Consider the following 18,101-nt stretch of genomic DNA (forward strand, 5'->3'; position numbering starts at 1 on the left):
TAAGCCAAATAAAGATGTTATAAGTGTTTTTACCCGGGATTGGCTGAGATTCACACTCCATTTACTGGAATAAACATGAATTTATTAATTTGCTGATAAATGCATACCGACGCTACGCAGATGATCTCATGAACACTGCTATATTCACTTATACTCCTCGGTGCCATGAAGGAAAATATCAACGGCTTGCTTGTAAAGTACAAGTGCCTCCTGCATCTCCAGCTTTTTGGACATATGGTTAAGACCGATAAATAAGCTTTCAAAAATGACAGCCAGCCCATTCATTTGTGCGGATGACAAGTTATTGCTATCTACCAACTCTTGAATCAGACGTTTATTGAATTCGATATGTGAATTCATCAGCTTGCTGATGCGGTCCTCAATATCGTTCTCCATCTCATTATTGTTGAAGAACTCCTGAGCTGCCTTGGTAAGTGGATGGTTCAAATCCTCGATAACCATATGTTCCGCGAAACCATACATCTTCTCTTTGATCGTCTTGAACTGGGACTCCTTCGACCGCCATTTCTGGTCCCAATCCCGTTCCCATTCATCGATAAGATAGAGAAATAATCCCTCTTTACTCTTGAAGTGATAATATATATTCCCCTTGCTGCTCCCCGTCTCGGCCACGATGTCCTCAATCGATGTCCTGGCATAACCTTTTTGCACAAACAGGGTACGTGCGGAGTCAGCCACCTTTTTCTTGGTCTGCTCACTTTGCAGCTGCTTTTTGTTCAATGACTTCATCTCCGATTAATTGTAATGAATTCATATTGATTTAATCATAAATGTACCGGAAACAAAATATTAAAATTCTGAAATCTTGACTTTCAGTTTTGCTCTCTGGCCAAGTGACAATACAAAACATACTGCTAGGACAACAGCTGCTGAGATATAGGGCCAGTTGATATCTAGATCAAACAACAACCCCGCGATAACAGGTCCAATGATATTGCCAAGGCTGGTGTAAGCTGAATTTAGCCCGGCCACAAATCCCTGCTGCTCTTCAGCAAGCTTCGACATCTGTGTACTGATGGCAGGACGCAGAATATCAATTGATAGGAATACGATAAAGGTAACCACCACAATCATCCAGTACGTATTCACCCAGAGGGTTAGCAGTACAAACAAGCTGCATACGAGAAGGCATATGGAGATAACCTTCTTCTCTCCAAACCGATTTAAAATCCACCCAAATACGGTAGCCTGTACCACCGCTCCAGATATGGAACCAAACGTAATAATAAATGCGATATCGTTAGGTGTGAAGCTGAACTTCTTATCTACGAATAGGCCAAATACCGTCTCATAATTTGCCAGACCGAAGGACATAACGAACACAATGATTAAGCTTAAGAAATAAGGCTCCCTGTAAGAATGCAGCAGCTGAGAGACCAGACTCTGCTTCGGTGTATTAATTAATCTTTGATCCTTTCGCTGCTTCGCCTGGAAAGATTCAGGCAGAACAATGATCGTAATGATAGCTGCTAATCCTCCTGCCAACGCGGCTGCATAGAATGGAATTCTAACGCCATAACTGGCAATAAACCCTCCGATTCCCGGACCGATGATGAATCCAGTAGTTATAGCTGCATTAATGAATCCCATACCCTTTGCTCTTTCCTCGTTGCTGGTCATGTCCGCCGTATAAGCCATAACAGCAGGCATGATGAAAGCCGCACCGATCCCTCCGAGCATTCTTGATGTGAATAACAACACTGGTGAGCTCACTGCACCAAATAAAAGCTCTGACATTGCAAAAATAACCATCCCGGATACAATCATTTTCTTCCTGCCGAAGGAATCAGACCATTTGCCTGCTAGAGGTGAGAATAGCAGTTGTGTAAGTGAGAAAGCAGCCACGAGCAGTCCAACTATACTGCCGCTTATATGCAGGTCTCTCATATAAGTTGGCATAATGGGAATAACAAGCCCTATCCCCGTGAAGACAAGGAATATGTTGAGCATTAAGAGCAGCAAGGCACCTCGGTTTTTAGTAAATAAATTCATTCGAACAGATCCTCCAACTTCTTCAAAATCTAAGATAAAGAACAAAAATAATACTGACTGAACGTTCGGTTTGTATTATACCATGTAACGAAAAATGTATACATGTTCGCTCAGAACATTTTTCTATTTACTAGTTTTAAAGCCAACTAATTTTTCTACGTTTACAATATATTCACAATTAAATGTTTTTTACTGGAAAATTTAGTGATATATTTACAATGAAACATATAAAAATATTAGGAGATGGTAGAAAATGTTAAGAAGAATGAGGATGTATCTGTCTGGTTTGGCTTTTTTTGCGATTTTTGCGCTAACGTTTGCACCATCAGCTTTTGCAAGTGACCAGCCGGTTCAATTGATTTCGGCTAACATCTATACTTATAAGTATGGATATGTGGCATTTAGTGGCAGCGTTGAAGTAAGCAACCTCAGCTATCAAAAAAACGTAACCATTCATTATAATCCCGGAGACGGCCACTGGTATGATACGAGTGCCTCCTATCAAGGCCCCACAGACTCCTCGCATGAAAAGTGGAATTTCGAGGTTTCCACGAGCAGCGTGAACAACACGAACCCTCAGCTCGCAAATGCACAATACATTCAATTCGCAATCAAGTATGAAGTTGGCGGTCAAACCTATTGGGATAACAATAACGGGCAGAACTATTCCGTCAGCCGTAATAATATGAGCTCGACCATTCTTGGCAAACCAAATGTCCTCCGCGCTTCCGATTATTTATATCAGAACACCTTTTCAGGGGATGTATTCGTCAAGAACCTAGACTACACCAAGACGGTTAAAATCGTGTATACCACAGATAATTGGAATACAACCAAAGAAGGTTATGCCAGTTACTATCAATCTGTTAACGCCGATGACAGCGTACAAGATTGGCATTTTAGCTTCAACAATATTGACTCCAGTATCTCCCAGATTAAATACGCCATCTCTTACACTGTAAAAGGACAAACCTACTGGGATAACAACTATGGCAATAACTACACGGTAAGCAGATAATCCATAAATGAACTGACCTATAATCGCCCTCCGGCTGCCCTCTTGGCATAACGGAGGGCGATTTCTATGTTCCTTCAAGAACGCGAATAAGTTACGCATTTATGAACCACATTATTCTGTAAGAATGCAGTCAAGGAAGAAGGGATTTTCTCCATGTATTTATTATTGGCGCTTCTTCCGGCTGTTTGCTGGGGCAGCATTGTTTTCTTCAATACTAAATTAGGCGGAGATGCATATAGTCAGGTACTTGGAACAGCCATAGGCGCTTTGATCTTCTCGGTCTTTCTATATGTGATCAGTGTCCCGCCATTGTCCCCGCTGATTTGGATTGTGGGCACCATCTCAGGGCTATTCTGGTCTGTTGGTCAGAGCAATCAGCTCAGGGCCGTTCAATATATGGGCGTCTCCCGCACTGTACCTCTATCTACGGGAATGCAGCTTGTCGCAACAACTCTTGTGGGTGTAATCGTATTTCGTGAATGGACGAATCTGGTAACGATTCTACTCGGCACAGCTGCCATTCTCTGCATCATTTTGGGTGCGTTCTTCACGGTTATAGGTGATAAGGATTCTCCCACAAAGGGTACAAAGTCAAAGATGAACCGCGGGACTGTCATTCTTCTTATATCCACCTTCGGATACCTTATCTATGTCAGTCTCCTGCGCTATTTCAATATCAACGGCTGGGCCGCAGTTCTTCCCCAAGGAATAGGGATAACTGCTGGAACTTTACTGTTAACCTTCAAGCATGATCCGTTTAATAAATATATGACAAGGAATATCCTCACAGGTATATGGTGGGGAATTGGCAATTTGGGGCTGCTTTTGTCTCTCCCCCATATCGGTCAAGCCACCAGCTTCTCTCTCTCCCAGACCGGGATTATTATCTCTACCCTAGGCGGAATATTTTTTCTGGGTGAGAAGAAATCCGGGCGGCAGATGGTCTTTGTTATTTTAGGCTGCTGCTTGATCATTGTCGGCGGCGTTATGATGGGATTCACCAAAAGATAACTTTAGGAGATGCTTACATGTATAAAGACCTTGAAGGAAAGACGGTAATTATTACAGGTGCTTCAAGCGGAATCGGCAAGGCCATGGCACTGCGTTTCGGGCAGGAGAAAGCCAATGTGATCGTTAATTACCGTTCTCCGGGCGAAGAACTGGATCAATTGATCCAGGACATTCAAAAAAACGGCGGAAAGACGCTGGCCGTACAAGGTGACGTGACGAAAGAGGAAGATGTGAAGAAGCTCATAAGTTCGGCCGATGAATCATTCGGAGCTGTCCACGTCTTCATTAATAACGCAGGTGTGGAGAACGAGGTTCATTCCGAGGATTTATCATTGGAGGACTGGAACAAGGTTATTAATGTGAATTTAACCGGTGCTTTTCTCGGCAGCCGGGAAGCCATCCATTATATGCTGGAAAAGAAAATCAAAGGCTCCGTGATCAACATGTCCAGTGTACATGAGAAGATTCCTTGGCCTCATTTCGTACATTATGCAGCCAGCAAGGGCGGGATCAAAATGTTAACCGAGACACTTGCTCTTGAATTTGCACCCCAGGGTATTCGGGTGAACAGTATAGGCCCCGGAGCTATTAATACTCCAATCAATGCCAAGAAATTTGCCGATCCAAAGGTCAAAGAGGACGTCATTTCCATGATTCCGATTGGATATATTGGAGAGCCTGAGGAGATTGCCGCCGTTGCCGCCTGGCTTGCCTCTTCCGAAGCCAGCTACGTAACCGGAATTACACTTTTTGCGGATGGCGGGATGACCAAGTATCCAAGCTTCCAGGGCGGGCGAGGCTAAGAGAGCCCAGTTATAAATAAGAGGATGCCCTTTTTAGTCTATACATGAACTTAAGTGGCATCCTCTTTTTAATTGCACAACCCTTCCATTATTCTACTTGGCCCCCGTCCTGTTCCTTATCGGCTGCCTTCCACTTCGGCTTGCAATGAACACACCGCCAAGTATGAGAATCAGACCTGCTACCAGGCTCCATCCGATGGGCTCATGCAGCAGGGTATAGCCCCATATCATGGCTGTCGCCGGCACCAGATAGGTGACCGAGGTCGCAAACTCAGGGCTTCCTTTAAGCACCATGTAATTGAACAATATATAAGCCACACCCGACCCCAGAACACCTAATCCCAGGACCCCGAACAGGTTGGCCGGAACGGCAATCTTAGTCAAGTTCACACCTTCAATCGTAGCAGCAAGAATACCGCTTCCGATCATCGCTCCAAGCAAGGTTCCGAACGTTAATTGATACATATTGAGTCCCCCTAACAGCTTTTTGGATAATTGGGAACCTACAGCATAACAAAGTGTAGCGGCAATCATCGAGCCGAATCCGAGCATGTCTACCTGGAGAAAAGAACCGGGGCGAATTCCGAGCAGTACAATCAACCCCAAGAGAGCAACCCCCATTCCAAGCCACTGAATACGCCGGAATTTCGAGCCGAAGAACAGCAGCCCCACCACCATGGTACAAATAGGTGTTGTTGCATTCAGCACGGAGGCCATGCTGCTGGCTAACCTCGTTTCACTGAAACCAATTAGCGTCCATGGTAATGCCATGTTAATCATAGCTACGACTACGGTGGGAACCCACCTTATCTGCCGCACGGCAAATGGAATGCGCATAATCAGCATGTATCCTGTTATAAACAAAAATCCGAAGGTTGAGCGCATAAATGCATTTCCCCAAGGGCCAAAATCATAAAGCAAATTTTTGATGAAAAAGAACGAACCTCCCCAGATCAAACTCAGGAGGACAAGCGAAACATATAGTGATCGTGCCAATTGATTACCTTCCTTCAATATGTTCACAACTTCTCGTAGAGATGTTCCTATATGTTAACCGATTTTTTTATAAGAATGACAGCAAACCAGCGGAATCTACTATGCCAGATCTTTTGGCATGGAAAGTTTTGACCAATGAACTCTCGGGATAGGCGTGCTACAATTTGTAGCGAACTTGAATCATCTATGGCCAAGGCCATTACGAACACAAAAGATTCAAGTAAATAAAGGCCGAAGCTTATCACAAGCACGGGGGACCCATACACTGGGGTGAAGCCATAACCGTGGCGGGGTGATTACTCTTTGACCCTAATCCGACAGCTAACCTCGCAGGCTAATAAAAGGAGAAATGCTCAAATGAGATTCAAAAAAAGTCTAATTACCGGCGCGCTTGCGCTTAGCATGGTCGTAGGTACGGGAGCAGCATCCGCTGCCGACAATACCACAACAGTGAATTACAAGGTCTGGACTTACAGCACGAATCAAAGTTTTACGACTCAAGGTTTTTCTTGGGATAGTTTTCTACAGCAGTTTAGAAATCTAAATAACCAAGGGACTACAAAAGTTCAAACAGGAACTGGAAATCAGACTGGGTCGAATACGAAGACGAACACAACTAACACAACCACTAATCAAGCTCAAACGAACAGTCAGACTAAAACGAATACAACACAGGCAAGCAATTCCCAATCTGCATATGCTGATCAGGTCGTAACACTGGTTAATCAGGAACGCGCCAAAGCGGGTGTAAAACCCCTTGCCGCCGACAAAGCCTTGGCTGCTATGGCCCTCGATAAAGCTAAAGACATGTACTCTAAAGGGTATTTCGACCACACTTCACCTACCTATGGTTCCCCATTTGACATGATGAATTCGTACGGAATTCATTACACTTATGCGGGAGAAAATATCGCCAAGGGTCAGAAGGACCCTGCCGAAGTCATGAAAGCATGGATGAACAGCCCGGGACACAAACAAAACATTTTAAGTCCTAACTATACTAAAATCGGTGTCGCTTATTATAACGGGGAATGGGTTCAGGAATTTATTGCGAACTAATTTTAGTTAGAGAGAGTCACAGCAAAGAGACTATCCTGCCGGATAGTCTCTTGTTCTTTTTTATAGCAGAATCGTTAAATTTATCTGTAATTATAACCTAGACGCTGGGTAAGGTTGGAATGATAACTATGGTCCTTCATAGCACGAATAACCTTTATGGAAATTACAGGGGACTCGGCCGGATTAGTCGGTCTGAACTTCATCTCTATGAAATCTTTGATCTCCATAAGATGCCCTTCTTTCTTAAAAGATTCCAGGTAATCAGATATCACAGGCAGCTTCCCTACCTCACTGAATACCTCAAGCTCTTTCCTTACCTTGTTTATGCGATCCTGAATTTCTACTGTTACATAGTACCGGTCTTTCATGCATACACCCTCCTGTCGATAGCTAGCCGGCGGTAAATAAAAAATAGTATCAGAGTTCCTATAGTTTGCGTCACTGACTCTTATCAGAATCGCCTGTTTTTTGTAGAAAAGACCAATAATTAGTATAAATAATACACCATTCGACATATAATTACAATAATATATTTAAAGTATATAACGTCCTGACCCTCAGTTAACTTAAACAAAAAAGGCCGTTCAGTTCTATCACTGACCAGCCTTTAAATCTAAATATGGCATATCTTTCAAAAGTTAACTTTTCTTCTCATCTCTATAGAATACTTCTGCTCCCGCAATGCCTGGATGCGTCATCTCATAAGGATCCAGAATCAGATTCAGTTCCTCTTCGGTAAGTACATTATATTTCAGACATAGTGCCCTTACGGACGCTCCTGTAAGAATTGCCTCCCTGGCGATTCTGGATACGACCTCATAGCCTAGATGTGGATTCACTGCGGTTATTATGCCTACACTTCTCTCCACATCCTCTTTCATTTTGTCTATATTTGCTTCGATTCCCGATAAGCAATAATCCGTGAATACACGGAACGAATTATTCATCATGCTGATGGACTGTATAAGATTGAACACGAGTACAGGCTCCATCACATTGAGCTCAAGCTGCCCTGCTGATGAAGCCAGGCATATCGTGTGATCATTGCCAATCACCTGGAACGCTACCTGGTTGATAACCTCGGCCATAACCGGGTTAACCTTGCCTGGCATAATCGAAGAGCCCGGCTGCCTTGCAGGCAGAGATATCTCGTTAAAGCCGACACGAGGACCTGAAGCCATAAGTCTCAGATCGTTAGCGATCTTGGACATATTCATCATACATACCTTTAGGGCCGCCGATACCTCAGTATACGCATCCGTATTTTGGGTAGCATCCACAAGATGAACTGCTGTCTCGAGTGGGAAGCCGCTGATCTTCGCCAAATATTCAACTACGAGTTCTATATATTTCGGGTCCGCATTAAGCCCGGTCCCAACAGCTGTTGCGCCCATATTAACTTCATACAGATGCTGTCTTGAGCTCTCAATTCGGAGAATATCTCTCTCCAGCACTCGGTAATAGGCCTCAAATTCCTGTCCCAGACGGATCGGTACAGCATCCTGAAGATGAGTTCTACCCATCTTGATCACATGGTCGAATTCTTTCGACTTGGCAACGAACACCTGATGCATTTCACGCATTGTGACCAGAAGCTGCTCCATCAAAGACAATACTGCAATATGTATAGCTGTTGGAAAAGCGTCATTAGTCGATTGCGCCATATTCACATGAGAGTTCGGACTGAGGAACGAGTAATCGCCTTTCTCCTTCCCAAGCAGCTCGAGAGCCCGGTTCGCGATCACCTCATTCGTGTTCATGTTGAGAGAAGTCCCCGCTCCCCCTTGAATCGGATCAACTATAAATTGGTCATGCCATCTTCCTTCGATGATCTCTTCGGCTGCTTGTACAATGACTTCGCCATGACCCGCATAGAGTCGGCCAATCTTCATGTTGGCCATGGCTGCCGCTTTCTTCACGATCGCCATAGATTTAATTAACTCTTTGTGAACCGTATAGCCGGTAATCGGAAAGTTCTCGACCGCACGCAGCGTCTGAATTCCATAGTAGGCGTCGGCCTCTACTTCTTTGGTACCCAGGAAATCTTTTTCTATACGAAATAATGGTTCTGTCACGTTGCATTCCTCCGGATTTCAAGGTTTTGGAATTACTCGGTTAGGCAGATGTCTGTCTATACGATTTCTTATAACATACTTCCAGTAAGAAAGATACCGCTCCGTCGATGAATAACATTAGCCTTTTTATTAATTGTTCATCCTTGTATATTTCACTAAAACAGAAGAATGCAGTACAATAGATCCAAGACAAAAGACACATTGTACATACATATTAAGGGAGTAACCTCATCATGAAGTATTATGGCAGAATCTATACCGTGCTCATTGTAGTTGGCTTTCAAATTGTTGATTTTCTGAATCGATATTTCAATCATCTCGGCTTCAATTTTGTTGACTTGCTGTCATATATACTCACCATTACTGCCGGATTTCTGATTGGACTCAAATATGACCAAGCTGTCTTCTATTCTCAAAGGGATGAACTAACCACTTTATATAATCGCCGTTTCCTGAGTAAATTCTTCAACAGATTATCTCCATCCGCGCGGATAAAGTATTTCATCCTGGTCATTGATTGTGATAATTTCAAGATGATTAATGATTCCCATGGGCACCACATGGGAGACTTGGTTCTTCAGAGTGCTGGAGCTATTCTTAAATCATCCACCCGCAAGAAGGATATTGTGGCCCGGTGGGGAGGCGATGAGTTTGTCATTATCGGACATTATGAAGGCAAAGACGCCATGAAGAACTTCATGCAGCGCCTTAATGAGCAATTTCAAGCCCTATCCTCCACCTTTGGGTTCCCGGTGTCCATCTCGCTTGGTTATTCCCTGTATCCTAATCATAGTGAGGAGCTTCAGGAGCTGCTGAGGTTGGCTGACCGAAATATGTACGTATCCAAAGAAGGGAAGAAAAGCGGCTAACGAATAACAAAATCTACCCTTTCTTCCTTCTATCTTGTATAATATTTTGGAAAACAATAAAATAATCTCAGGAAGGTTGATTGAATGAAGAAGATTATATATTCAGCAGCCGCTGCACTTTTACTTACGTTATCCGTACCCACCACACAAGCAGCAGCGAAAACTTCAGCGGACTTCTCAGATCTCAAGGATCTGGACGCGGCAACCAAAGCAAAATTTGACGCTATGATTAGTAGCGGCATATTTGACGGAGTTCAGGAAGGAAAATTTGATCTTAAAGAAGAGATGAACAGAGCTCAATTTGCGAAAGTCGCGGCTCTAATTTTGAAATTGGAGGTCAATTCAGATCTCAAAACCTCCAGCTTTAAAGACGTAAAGGCTGATGATCCCGCTAATGGATATGCGCTTCCTTATATCGAAGCCCTTAAGCGAAGCGGTATTACACAAGGCGATGGAAGTTCCAATGTCTACAATCCTGCGGGCAATGTGACCAAAGAAGAACTGGCAACCTTTCTTGTAAGGTCGCTTAACCTCCCTATCTCTGCCAGTAATCCTCGCGCTGATATGGGTAGAGTCAGTGAGTGGGCTACCCAATATGTTGCAATGGCTCTTAAGTATAAGATACTAGAAACTGAACAAAATAATCCCAGCTGGCAGACAAGCGCCAGTAGAAAAGATCTTGTGCTAGGCAGTTATGAGACCAAGACACAGCTAGATCCCTTGAAAGTGGTTAATGCCTCTGTGACAGAACAGCATGAGCTAACCCTGTTGTTCAGTGCTTCGCTGCAGGAGACCCAAGTGGACCTGTCCAAGATTCTTGTAAGCGGACAGCCTTTAGACAAGAAGAAAGCACATTTCAAGCTGTCTGAAGACGGAAAGACATTAACGATTATTTTCGATGAACCACTTAGCCCAGCACTACTGAATCAGCCCACAATCTCCATTAATGGACTAGAATCTATTACCGGGAAGCAATTAAAGACCGATACTCCTGTTCCAATTGAAAAAGCAAATCTGCTTCCTTCCTCACCGCCTGTAACACCACCAAGCAGCTATACACCTCCAAGTAGTAACGGCGGTGGATATGTCCCGCCCGCTGATACAACAGCGCCACAGCTGATCTCTGCCACACGGCAAGGGAGAGAAAGCTCTGTTGTACTAACCTTCTCAGAAGCGCTGAATGAGACATCCGCAGGCAATAGCAAGTCCTATAAGCTTGAAGTCAAAGGCGATTCTGCTTCTACTTTTGAAGAATTACCCGATGGCACTGTGATTCAGGTGTCTGCAGACAAGAAGAAGGTCACGATTACTTTTCCTGATTCTTTTACGATTAACGATTCCACATATACCGTACCAGGCTACTTCACTGGCACTGTAGGGATACAGGTATCTGGACTCCAAGACTTAGCCGGGAATCCAATGACAAAGATCAATAAACCGGTGGAAGTTCTGAATCCAGGTCTGATCGGTTCGGTGAGCTTCGTGAAACCGGATAACACAAATGACAATTACAATAAAACCAAGTCTGTAATAATTGGACCCTCTAATCCGAATGATTCCTTACTTCATAAGTATAAATATGTAGTTGCACCATCCCCTACACCGGTAATTGTTGGCCTCCCTTATAATTCGGGAATCAATGGGGACCTTTGGGAAGGTTCCAACTCACTAGATTCGGGAACCCCGATATCCATCGAGGGTAACAATCGAACCATTACGGTCATTGATTATTATGTTGATGAACAAAATGAACAGGTTAACAATATGGTCTATGGATATCGGAGTTTTGTTATTTCCGAGGACCAAGTCTTGCGTGAATCGCATTCGCTATCACAGCCAATTAATTTTACGGAAGTCACAGAAGGTTCATGGAAAGCAAATTTCGGGTCCCTGCTTAATGAACATCAATACTATTATCAAGCAGGTCAAACCCCTGTTCAAGTTAACTTGGGGCAGGAATATCTTGAGCACAGTCAAAGCTGGATAAGCTTGCCCAATGATTGGACGATCCAAGCAATGACAAATTCATATGTAACCGTTGTTGAGGTAGTACCGGAAGAAGAGGGAACTTCTCATAAAATCATTGCCTATCAATCCTTCAAGCTTACTTCTGAAGGTCAGCCGGAATCGACAACCGACTAACAGCTCCAGCCCACCAGCATATGTCTGGTGGGCTGTTCTAGTAATTAAAAATTACTGGATTAGGTTTCTTTAACACGCTTCTTGGCCATATTTTGAATGAATTCCAAGACTCCTTTTACAGCCATAGCTTTGATTACATATAGAGGCACTGAATAGATGTAGCGCCATGTATACATTTTATAAATCTTGATCCAGACAAAGAATGGTTCTGCAATAAATGCAGCCCCCAGACCAAAGATAAGATTAGCCCAAAAGAATGACTTCCAGCTGCGGAAGTACTGAAAAATCAACATGTGACAAACAGGGAGAACCGAATAATCAATCGGACTCAGTCTAGCAAGAAAACGGAATAACTGATAGGAATATGCCCAGAAATGCAGCTCTCCCCCGAGATCATCTAATATAACAATAATGATGGAGATACTAGCGCCATACAGCATGATCTCCTTAGCTCTAGACTTATCCAGCAGCTTCCACCAGATAAACCAGGGAACTATAAGCAAGCATAATAGAAACCACCACTGTAGCGAGAATAGATCATGGTGGATGTAATACTGTGTTCTCATTTCGGAAAGCTTGCGGTCCACTTCAGCAATCTCCTGAAAAGACGGATATTCCCGATTCACGTTGCCATCACCTCAATGAGTCAAGCATTACCCATCCCCCGTTAAAATATTCAGATCTGTATTTTGCGTTTATCTTTAGAACGAATGACCATACTGATGATGTAACTACAAATTTACTGAGGTATATCATCCTATGGGAACTAAAAATGATTTAAGATCAAAACGCCGGATTTCACCTTTTATCAGCAACTTAGGAATTATTCCGCTTCAAATAAGAAAGCCCCTCGTTGTGGCTATGTGGTCCGTAGCTGCACCTGGTATGGGGCATTTTCTACTTAATAAATATTTGAAAGGCATCTCCCTTGTGTTGTGGGAGCTATTTATCAACCAAATAACCAATCTGAACACCGCTATTGTGTATTCCTTCAGTGGAGATATCGAAGCAGCAAAATCTGTTCTTAATGAGAAGTATGTCCTTCTCTATATTCCTGTCTATTTATTTGCCATATGGGATAGTTATCGATCCACTATAATGGATAACAAAGTAACCCTGCTGTCTCAACGTGAAGTTCTGACCTTCGATTCATCGTATAACATCAACGCTTTCGGTTCGAGTTATTTAGTTAGAAAAAAACCTTGGCATGCGATTTGCTGGTCTCTTACGGTTCCTAGCCTAGGGCAGCTCTATACCAACAGGTTCATGCTTGGTATTTTCACCTTGATAATCACCATTTTTATCGTCGTCAACTCGAATTTAATAGAAGCGATCCACTACATCATTATCGGCGACACTTTACAATCGAAAACTGTTTTAGTACCACAATGGTTTTTATACTTTCCCTCTGTCTACTTTTTTGCGATATATGATTCCTATACATACACCATACAAACTAACAAACTGTATATTCTAGAACAAAGAAATTACCTGATTACAAACTATCAACCGCTAACATTTGCTATCAACAAAGGAGAATACATACATGCAGGTTCAGATCTTAGCGACTTATGAGCATTCTCAGTTCATCGAACTAGTCATTGACAAGCTTCAAGAGGAAGACATACATGATATTTTTGCCATTCCGTTACAAAGTCGAACCCAGGAGAAAAACTTGCAAGAGCTAATGCATGGTTCAGGTGAAGGGACAGTATTAGACCTAGGAATGATTCTTGCGTTCATGGGAGGAACCACAGGGGCAGCTAGAGGATATATCATGGAATGGGGACCCGTGTATTGCGGGTTAATTGGCGCATTCGCTGGCTTCGCTCTGGGATTCATTATTCAAATATTAATAACCAAATTTAAGCGAAAGAGATTCAAACGACATACTAACAAAATGTCTGAAGTTATACTGATTCTGAAGTGTCCCAGTCAAAAAATGATGCATGTGGAACAAATTCTGTGGGAATATCACGCATTAGGTGTAGCAAAAACGAAGATTTCAGCAAATTAGCGAGGAAATTACCCCTGCTTACTTTTTCCGTTTGACCCACGTGATTACAGAGCACATAAGTGCAGCCACAAGGAATGTAAGCTGAAGTTTCCAAGGTGAAATAATGATATTATGGGATTCCCAGGGAAAAAATTCTTGTATCATACTGCTGTTCCTCTTCTCCATTTTTTTATTAAGACGCCCACAAATGCGGCTCCAGGAAGCACTACAAATAGAGGAACCCATAATTGAGAAGGGAGAACATTTTTTGCAACTTGGAGATGTTCTGTAAAACTAACTACCATAGATAATGACATTAAGAATGCAACTAGCGTAACGATCACGATAACTCCTCCTTGCTTTTTAACTACAGCCAATTGACGTATACATATCGTAGCGGCGAATAAGTGCAAGGACATCTTAATAAATGCGGTCACCATTAAATACATAACACCCAGCGCATCCAGATTCTCCAGGAAATTAGATAAACTAGATAGTTTTAGCAGGGCGAACGCTGGATACATCATTCGTTGAAATACCCCTTCACCCATACCTGCCACCGCAATAAAATCCATAATTGTTATGCAAATACCAGCCAGCATCGTTCCGCCAAGTGTTGATCCAAGCAGCTTGTCCTTCTTAGATACATAAGCCCAAAACAGTGCAAATTCAATACTCTCACCATAAGTCTGCATCAATCCAAGCGGCCATACAGCATCCCACACTCTCCCCCAGCCTTCACCCACAATGGGCACCGAGTTCGTTATATCCAGGCTGCCTGAACCCCACAGTAAAATAATTTCCAAAATCAGAAATACCAGAATAACAGGAGGAAGAAAACCCGCCAGTCTAGAGACAACCTCAATTCCGCTGAACAATCCATAGAGAACTACCAGCAAAAAAGTAACGGCAATGACCCAATCGGGTGTACCGTGAAGTATAGTTACCGGAAAGAGGAAGCGAATGTCGCTTATAATCCGGGCAGCATTATAGACAAATAGAAGCGGATAGAGCCAGGAAAGCGGAGTCCCAAGCCATTTCCCGAATACGTACGGGAACCATTCCACCAGCATTAATCCGCCGGTCATCCTATATATGAGCAGGTAGAAGAGAACCACCAATGCGCCCAAACAGGTACAAATTATAGAGACCAGCCAAGCATCCCGCCCAGCTTCTGCTGCGAATCCGAAAATAATGGTTGTTCCTAATTGGAATAGAACCAGTAAGGCAAACATTTGATATCTTGATATTTGTTGCATTACGCGTTCACTCCTCAACCCGAATTGTTTTATTGGTAAGCCCCGTCCGAAGAACACGTACTTTTGTGATGATCTTTGTTTCGAGTCTTGGAAATTTATCATCCCATTGTATGTGATAATTCTGTTTCCAAGCCTTCGGATTCTTCCGGTATACAGATTGCCCATAGCCAAAGATATCACTCTTATATTCTTGTTGAACCTTCTCTCCTGCCTGCTTAATTCGGTCTTCGATATCTTTTTTTAAAATCTGAATAACATACTGAGAATTCTCTGGTTTATCCAAATCAAGCTCCGCCGTGTTTTCGTAAATATTTGCAGTCGCCCGTATATTAAGTGTAATTTCGATCTTGCCGCCCTGGAGGTTAACACTCCGTTTCACATGCACTTTTTCTAGCTCAGCACTGATTCTCCCTTTCCTTTTGCTTTTATTTATGTCAATAGTAACTACTCCCTCATTGACTAAATCACGAATCCACATCACTGCCCGTGACTCTTTATCATTCAACTGACCAACCATCCGATCACCTCGAAATACCGCAATACCCGAGACCGCCAAATTGTATAACTCGGTCTGAGATGGTTCAGAGGGAACAATCTCTATCATCGGGGCATAGGGCTCGATCCCTTGATTGTTCATATCATTCAAAAACTCAACGAGCCGTCTCTTGGGGATCAAATTCTGCTTCATTTCTTCTCTCATAACTTCGGAAGGAAGCTTCTCAAATACGGATTGAAAATTCAAAATCTCAGACGCTGTAATTTTTGAAATCGCTATATAACTTTTCATTTGCGATTGCCTGTATCTCTCAAAGAAATCCAGTACTTCCAGCAGCCCTTTCCTGGCCAAACGCTCTCCAATAACAATTATTCTGCTGTGAGAAAAAAACAGCTGGCGCGGAAGTTTCTCCTGAATGAATCTGAAGGTCTCCATCACTGTATCTCCTTCTCCGGACACGACCCAACCCGCCGAGGTCCGGAGCTTATTTTCTGATCCACCACCTTGTGCGGACCCACTACCGATAAGACGAGGAACAGCCAGAAGTAGAGAAAGCCTAATCTTGCCCTCTTCCGTTAAATCCAGACCCGTAGCCGTAACTATTGCTAAATCGTTAACTTCCTTACTACTCCAACATGAGGTGAGTATACATGACACCATCACCAGTAGTATTGAGCTCGCAAATATACGCATTGAAATGTCCTCTCAGGAAGAGTATTGAGTACTTCAATTCTTTGGCGGCCTAGGACGTAAATGTGGACTCATGCGCGAACGATTAGCCTTCCCCGTTTGGAGCGGCCTGCTTACCCTATCCCACCAAGGAAGCCGCACAAAGATATCCTGTAGACCCGACATACTTAGTGGAGCGATTGGGGACATATAAGGCACTCCAAAGGATCGAAGCTTGGCCAAATGAATAGCAATAACCAGAAGACCGAGGAAAACGCCATACAATCCAAGCATTCCTGCTAAGAACATCATCGGGAAACGTAGTACGCGAAATGCTAATCCTTGACTATATATAGGGAAAATGAATGAAGCGATACCTGTAAAAGAAACGACGATGACAAGAATCGCAGATACAATACCGGCCTGCACCGCAGCCTGCCCGATTACTAAGGCCCCAACAATACTTACCGCTTGACCAACAGGCTTGGGCAATCGTATTCCTGCTTCCCGCAGTCCCTCAAAGGCTGCCTCCATTAAGAAGGCCTCGACGATTCCAGGAAAAGGAACCGCTTCTCTTGACGAGGCGATACTAAGCAGCAAGCTTGTCGGAACCATCTCTTGGTGAAAAGTGGTGACTGCGATATATACAGAAGGAAATACAAGTGCGCTAAATGCCAGCCATAAGCGAAGCAACCGGGTTAAAGTTGAAGCGATATAATTCTGGTAATAGTCCTCACTTGCCTGAAGAGAGTCAGCAAATGTCCCTGGAGCAATCAGGCTAAAGGGAGTATTGTCAATTATGATCGCGGCTTTCCCCTCCAATAATCCACTAACAACCCGGTCGGGCCTCTCTGTGCTTATAAGCTGAGGAAATACACTGAATGTATTGTCCGTAATCAGCTCCTCGATATATCCGCTCTCTAATATGGCTTCAATTTTGATTCTGTTCAGTCTTTCTTTGATCTCTTCAACGAGACCCTTCATTACGATTGAATCCAGATATACAAGCGCAATATCTGTTCGCGACAATTCACCGACTTGAAATGCTTCCACTTTCAAATCGGGTGTTGCAAGTCTCCTGCGAATTAATGTTGTGTTGACCCGCAGATTCTCAGTGAAGCCATCTCTTGGTCCTCTAATAACCGGTTCGGCTGCAGGTTCTTCAATCGACCGCTGCTCCCATTTCCTGTTGCTTATTAAATAAAAATCTCGAAATCCATCCAGAATTAAAGCGGTATCCCCTTTACAAATGGCCTTTACAGCTTGATCTAGGCTGTCTCCTTTTTCCAACTGATCAGCAAATACAGTGTCTAAGGCAGTAGATAAGTTATCTGAAATGCTAAGATCGTTGTTTCCTGACAAAACTTGTAATAATGGTTCGATTACCGTTGATTCATTTCGCGCGTCATCAACCATTCCATCAATAAATATTAGAGTTCCTTTTGTGTCCGCGTGCAATGTAATCATCCGATATACAACGTCTGAACAGCGCTCAAGAGCGCTCTTGAACAAGTCAAGATCATGCTGCAGGATACCATTTAAGACGATGGGCGACTTCTTCAGCTCATTAAGCTCATTAAGCTCATTCAAATTATCATCTCCAAGCGAAAGGTCATTCATCTATAAATGAATTAAAGTATGTTTATTTTTCCTTTATTGTCTAGATCTATACATCAAAACAAAGGAGCCAATCTA

At 43.2% G+C, this 18,101-nt stretch carries 17 protein-coding genes and 1 riboswitch; of the genes, 8 read left to right on the forward strand and 9 right to left on the reverse strand.

All coding sequences use genetic code 11. The annotated features are described in order from the left end of the window. Positions 1-144: 144 nt before the first annotated feature. Together ACRRNK_RS11855 and ACRRNK_RS11860 are read right to left on the reverse strand one after the other, a co-directional pair. Positions 145-741, reverse strand: a complete 597-nt coding sequence (locus ACRRNK_RS11855) for a TetR/AcrR family transcriptional regulator (protein ID WP_433942960.1) — start codon at positions 739-741, stop codon at positions 145-147. Positions 742-810: 69 nt separating this feature from the next. Further along, the gene (locus ACRRNK_RS11860) at positions 811-2,013 is read right to left on the reverse strand and encodes an MFS transporter (protein ID WP_433942961.1); all 1,203 of its coding nucleotides are present in this window, start codon (positions 2,011-2,013) and stop codon (positions 811-813) included. A 253-nt stretch (positions 2,014-2,266) separates the two neighbouring features. On the opposite strand from ACRRNK_RS11860, the gene ACRRNK_RS11865 reads away from it, so the two are divergent. From ACRRNK_RS11865 to ACRRNK_RS11875, 3 genes are all read left to right on the forward strand, one after another. Further along, positions 2,267-3,031, forward strand: a complete 765-nt coding sequence (locus ACRRNK_RS11865; protein WP_433942962.1) for a hypothetical protein — start codon at positions 2,267-2,269, stop codon at positions 3,029-3,031. Between the two features lie 153 nt (positions 3,032-3,184). After that, a complete protein-coding gene (locus ACRRNK_RS11870) occupies positions 3,185-4,042 on the forward strand; it encodes a GRP family sugar transporter (RefSeq protein ID WP_433942963.1) in 858 nt (285 codons plus the stop codon). 17 nt (positions 4,043-4,059) lie between these two features. Continuing rightward, positions 4,060-4,845 (forward strand): glucose-1-dehydrogenase, encoded by a 786-nt coding sequence (locus tag ACRRNK_RS11875; protein ID WP_433942964.1) that lies wholly within the window; start codon positions 4,060-4,062, stop codon positions 4,843-4,845. A 93-nt stretch (positions 4,846-4,938) separates the two neighbouring features. On the opposite strand, the gene ACRRNK_RS11880 is transcribed toward ACRRNK_RS11875, so the two are convergent. Beyond that, positions 4,939-5,841: a DMT family transporter gene (locus ACRRNK_RS11880; protein WP_433942965.1), complete on the reverse strand. Its 903-nt coding sequence runs from the start codon at positions 5,839-5,841 to the stop codon at positions 4,939-4,941. A gap of 219 nt (positions 5,842-6,060) precedes the next feature. Continuing rightward, positions 6,061-6,192: riboswitch (cyclic di-AMP (ydaO/yuaA leader) on the forward strand. Positions 6,193-6,198: 6 nt separating this feature from the next. Between ACRRNK_RS11880 and ACRRNK_RS11885 the strand changes: the two genes are divergently transcribed. Then, positions 6,199-6,900 (forward strand): CAP domain-containing protein, encoded by a 702-nt coding sequence (locus tag ACRRNK_RS11885; protein WP_433942966.1) that lies wholly within the window; start codon positions 6,199-6,201, stop codon positions 6,898-6,900. A gap of 80 nt (positions 6,901-6,980) precedes the next feature. On the opposite strand, the gene ACRRNK_RS11890 is transcribed toward ACRRNK_RS11885, so the two are convergent. Together ACRRNK_RS11890 and aspA are read right to left on the reverse strand one after the other, a co-directional pair. Next, positions 6,981-7,268 carry a hypothetical protein gene (locus tag ACRRNK_RS11890; protein ID WP_433942967.1) on the reverse strand — a complete coding sequence of 96 codons (288 nt, stop codon included), beginning with the start codon at positions 7,266-7,268 and terminating at the stop codon, positions 6,981-6,983. Between the two features lie 270 nt (positions 7,269-7,538). Continuing rightward, on the reverse strand, positions 7,539-8,975 hold the full coding sequence (gene aspA / locus ACRRNK_RS11895) for an aspartate ammonia-lyase (RefSeq protein ID WP_433942968.1): 1,437 nt from the start codon (positions 8,973-8,975) through the stop codon (positions 7,539-7,541). A 233-nt stretch (positions 8,976-9,208) separates the two neighbouring features. Here aspA and ACRRNK_RS11900 point away from each other — a divergent pair, with 233 nt between their 5' ends. Together ACRRNK_RS11900 and ACRRNK_RS11905 are read left to right on the forward strand one after the other, a co-directional pair. After that, positions 9,209-9,844 carry a GGDEF domain-containing protein gene (locus tag ACRRNK_RS11900; RefSeq protein ID WP_433942969.1) on the forward strand — a complete coding sequence of 212 codons (636 nt, stop codon included), beginning with the start codon at positions 9,209-9,211 and terminating at the stop codon, positions 9,842-9,844. Positions 9,845-9,928: 84 nt separating this feature from the next. Beyond that, positions 9,929-11,986, forward strand: coding sequence for an S-layer homology domain-containing protein (locus ACRRNK_RS11905; RefSeq protein WP_433942970.1), 2,058 nt, complete (start codon positions 9,929-9,931; stop codon positions 11,984-11,986). Between the two features lie 59 nt (positions 11,987-12,045). Here the strand turns inward: ACRRNK_RS11905 and ACRRNK_RS11910 are convergent, their stop codons facing one another. Then, the gene (locus ACRRNK_RS11910; RefSeq protein WP_433942971.1) at positions 12,046-12,612 is read right to left on the reverse strand and encodes a CBO0543 family protein; all 567 of its coding nucleotides are present in this window, start codon (positions 12,610-12,612) and stop codon (positions 12,046-12,048) included. A 133-nt stretch (positions 12,613-12,745) separates the two neighbouring features. Between ACRRNK_RS11910 and ACRRNK_RS11915 the strand changes: the two genes are divergently transcribed. After that, positions 12,746-13,561 (forward strand): hypothetical protein, encoded by an 816-nt coding sequence (locus ACRRNK_RS11915; RefSeq protein ID WP_433942972.1) that lies wholly within the window; start codon positions 12,746-12,748, stop codon positions 13,559-13,561. After that, positions 13,533-14,003 (forward strand): hypothetical protein, encoded by a 471-nt coding sequence (locus ACRRNK_RS11920; RefSeq protein WP_433942973.1) that lies wholly within the window; start codon positions 13,533-13,535, stop codon positions 14,001-14,003. The genes ACRRNK_RS11915 and ACRRNK_RS11920 overlap by 29 nt, the downstream gene beginning before the upstream one ends. A 140-nt stretch (positions 14,004-14,143) precedes the next feature. Here the strand turns inward: ACRRNK_RS11920 and ACRRNK_RS11925 are convergent, their stop codons facing one another. Genes ACRRNK_RS11925 through ACRRNK_RS11935 form a run of 3 tightly spaced genes read right to left on the reverse strand, consistent with a single transcriptional unit; the run spans position 14,144 to position 17,996 of the window. Beyond that, on the reverse strand, positions 14,144-15,241 hold the full coding sequence (locus ACRRNK_RS11925; protein ID WP_433942974.1) for a GerAB/ArcD/ProY family transporter: 1,098 nt from the start codon (positions 15,239-15,241) through the stop codon (positions 14,144-14,146). Between the two features lie 7 nt (positions 15,242-15,248). Then, the gene (locus tag ACRRNK_RS11930) at positions 15,249-16,430 is read right to left on the reverse strand and encodes a Ger(x)C family spore germination protein (RefSeq protein WP_433942975.1); all 1,182 of its coding nucleotides are present in this window, start codon (positions 16,428-16,430) and stop codon (positions 15,249-15,251) included. Between the two features lie 33 nt (positions 16,431-16,463). Continuing rightward, a complete protein-coding gene (locus ACRRNK_RS11935) occupies positions 16,464-17,996 on the reverse strand; it encodes a spore germination protein (protein ID WP_433942976.1) in 1,533 nt (510 codons plus the stop codon). Between the last annotated feature and the right edge of the window lie 105 nt (positions 17,997-18,101).

The sequence above is a fragment of the Paenibacillus sp. SN-8-1 genome (assembly GCF_050995535.1).
In the GTDB taxonomy this organism is placed as follows: Bacteria; Bacillota; Bacilli; order Paenibacillales; family Paenibacillaceae; genus Fontibacillus.

Bases quoted from the DNA above. Each gene is read 5' to 3' on its own strand.
- ACRRNK_RS11865 (WP_433942962.1), top strand. From the start codon at position 2,267: ATGTTAAGAAGAATGAGGATGTATCTGTCTGGTTTGGCTTTTTTTGCG.
- ACRRNK_RS11925 (WP_433942974.1), bottom strand. From the start codon at position 15,241: ATGCAACAAATATCAAGATATCAAATGTTTGCCTTACTGGTTCTATTC.
- ACRRNK_RS11920 (WP_433942973.1), top strand. From the start codon at position 13,533: ATGCAGGTTCAGATCTTAGCGACTTATGAGCATTCTCAGTTCATCGAA.
- ACRRNK_RS11860 (WP_433942961.1), bottom strand. From the start codon at position 2,013: ATGAATTTATTTACTAAAAACCGAGGTGCCTTGCTGCTCTTAATGCTC.
- ACRRNK_RS11875 (WP_433942964.1), top strand. From the start codon at position 4,060: ATGTATAAAGACCTTGAAGGAAAGACGGTAATTATTACAGGTGCTTCA.
- ACRRNK_RS11890 (WP_433942967.1), bottom strand. From the start codon at position 7,268: ATGAAAGACCGGTACTATGTAACAGTAGAAATTCAGGATCGCATAAAC.
- ACRRNK_RS11915 (WP_433942972.1), top strand. From the start codon at position 12,746: ATGGGAACTAAAAATGATTTAAGATCAAAACGCCGGATTTCACCTTTT.
- ACRRNK_RS11930 (WP_433942975.1), bottom strand. From the start codon at position 16,430: ATGCGTATATTTGCGAGCTCAATACTACTGGTGATGGTGTCATGTATA.
- ACRRNK_RS11905 (WP_433942970.1), top strand. From the start codon at position 9,929: ATGAAGAAGATTATATATTCAGCAGCCGCTGCACTTTTACTTACGTTA.
- ACRRNK_RS11870 (WP_433942963.1), top strand. From the start codon at position 3,185: ATGTATTTATTATTGGCGCTTCTTCCGGCTGTTTGCTGGGGCAGCATT.
- ACRRNK_RS11885 (WP_433942966.1), top strand. From the start codon at position 6,199: ATGAGATTCAAAAAAAGTCTAATTACCGGCGCGCTTGCGCTTAGCATG.
- ACRRNK_RS11900 (WP_433942969.1), top strand. From the start codon at position 9,209: ATGAAGTATTATGGCAGAATCTATACCGTGCTCATTGTAGTTGGCTTT.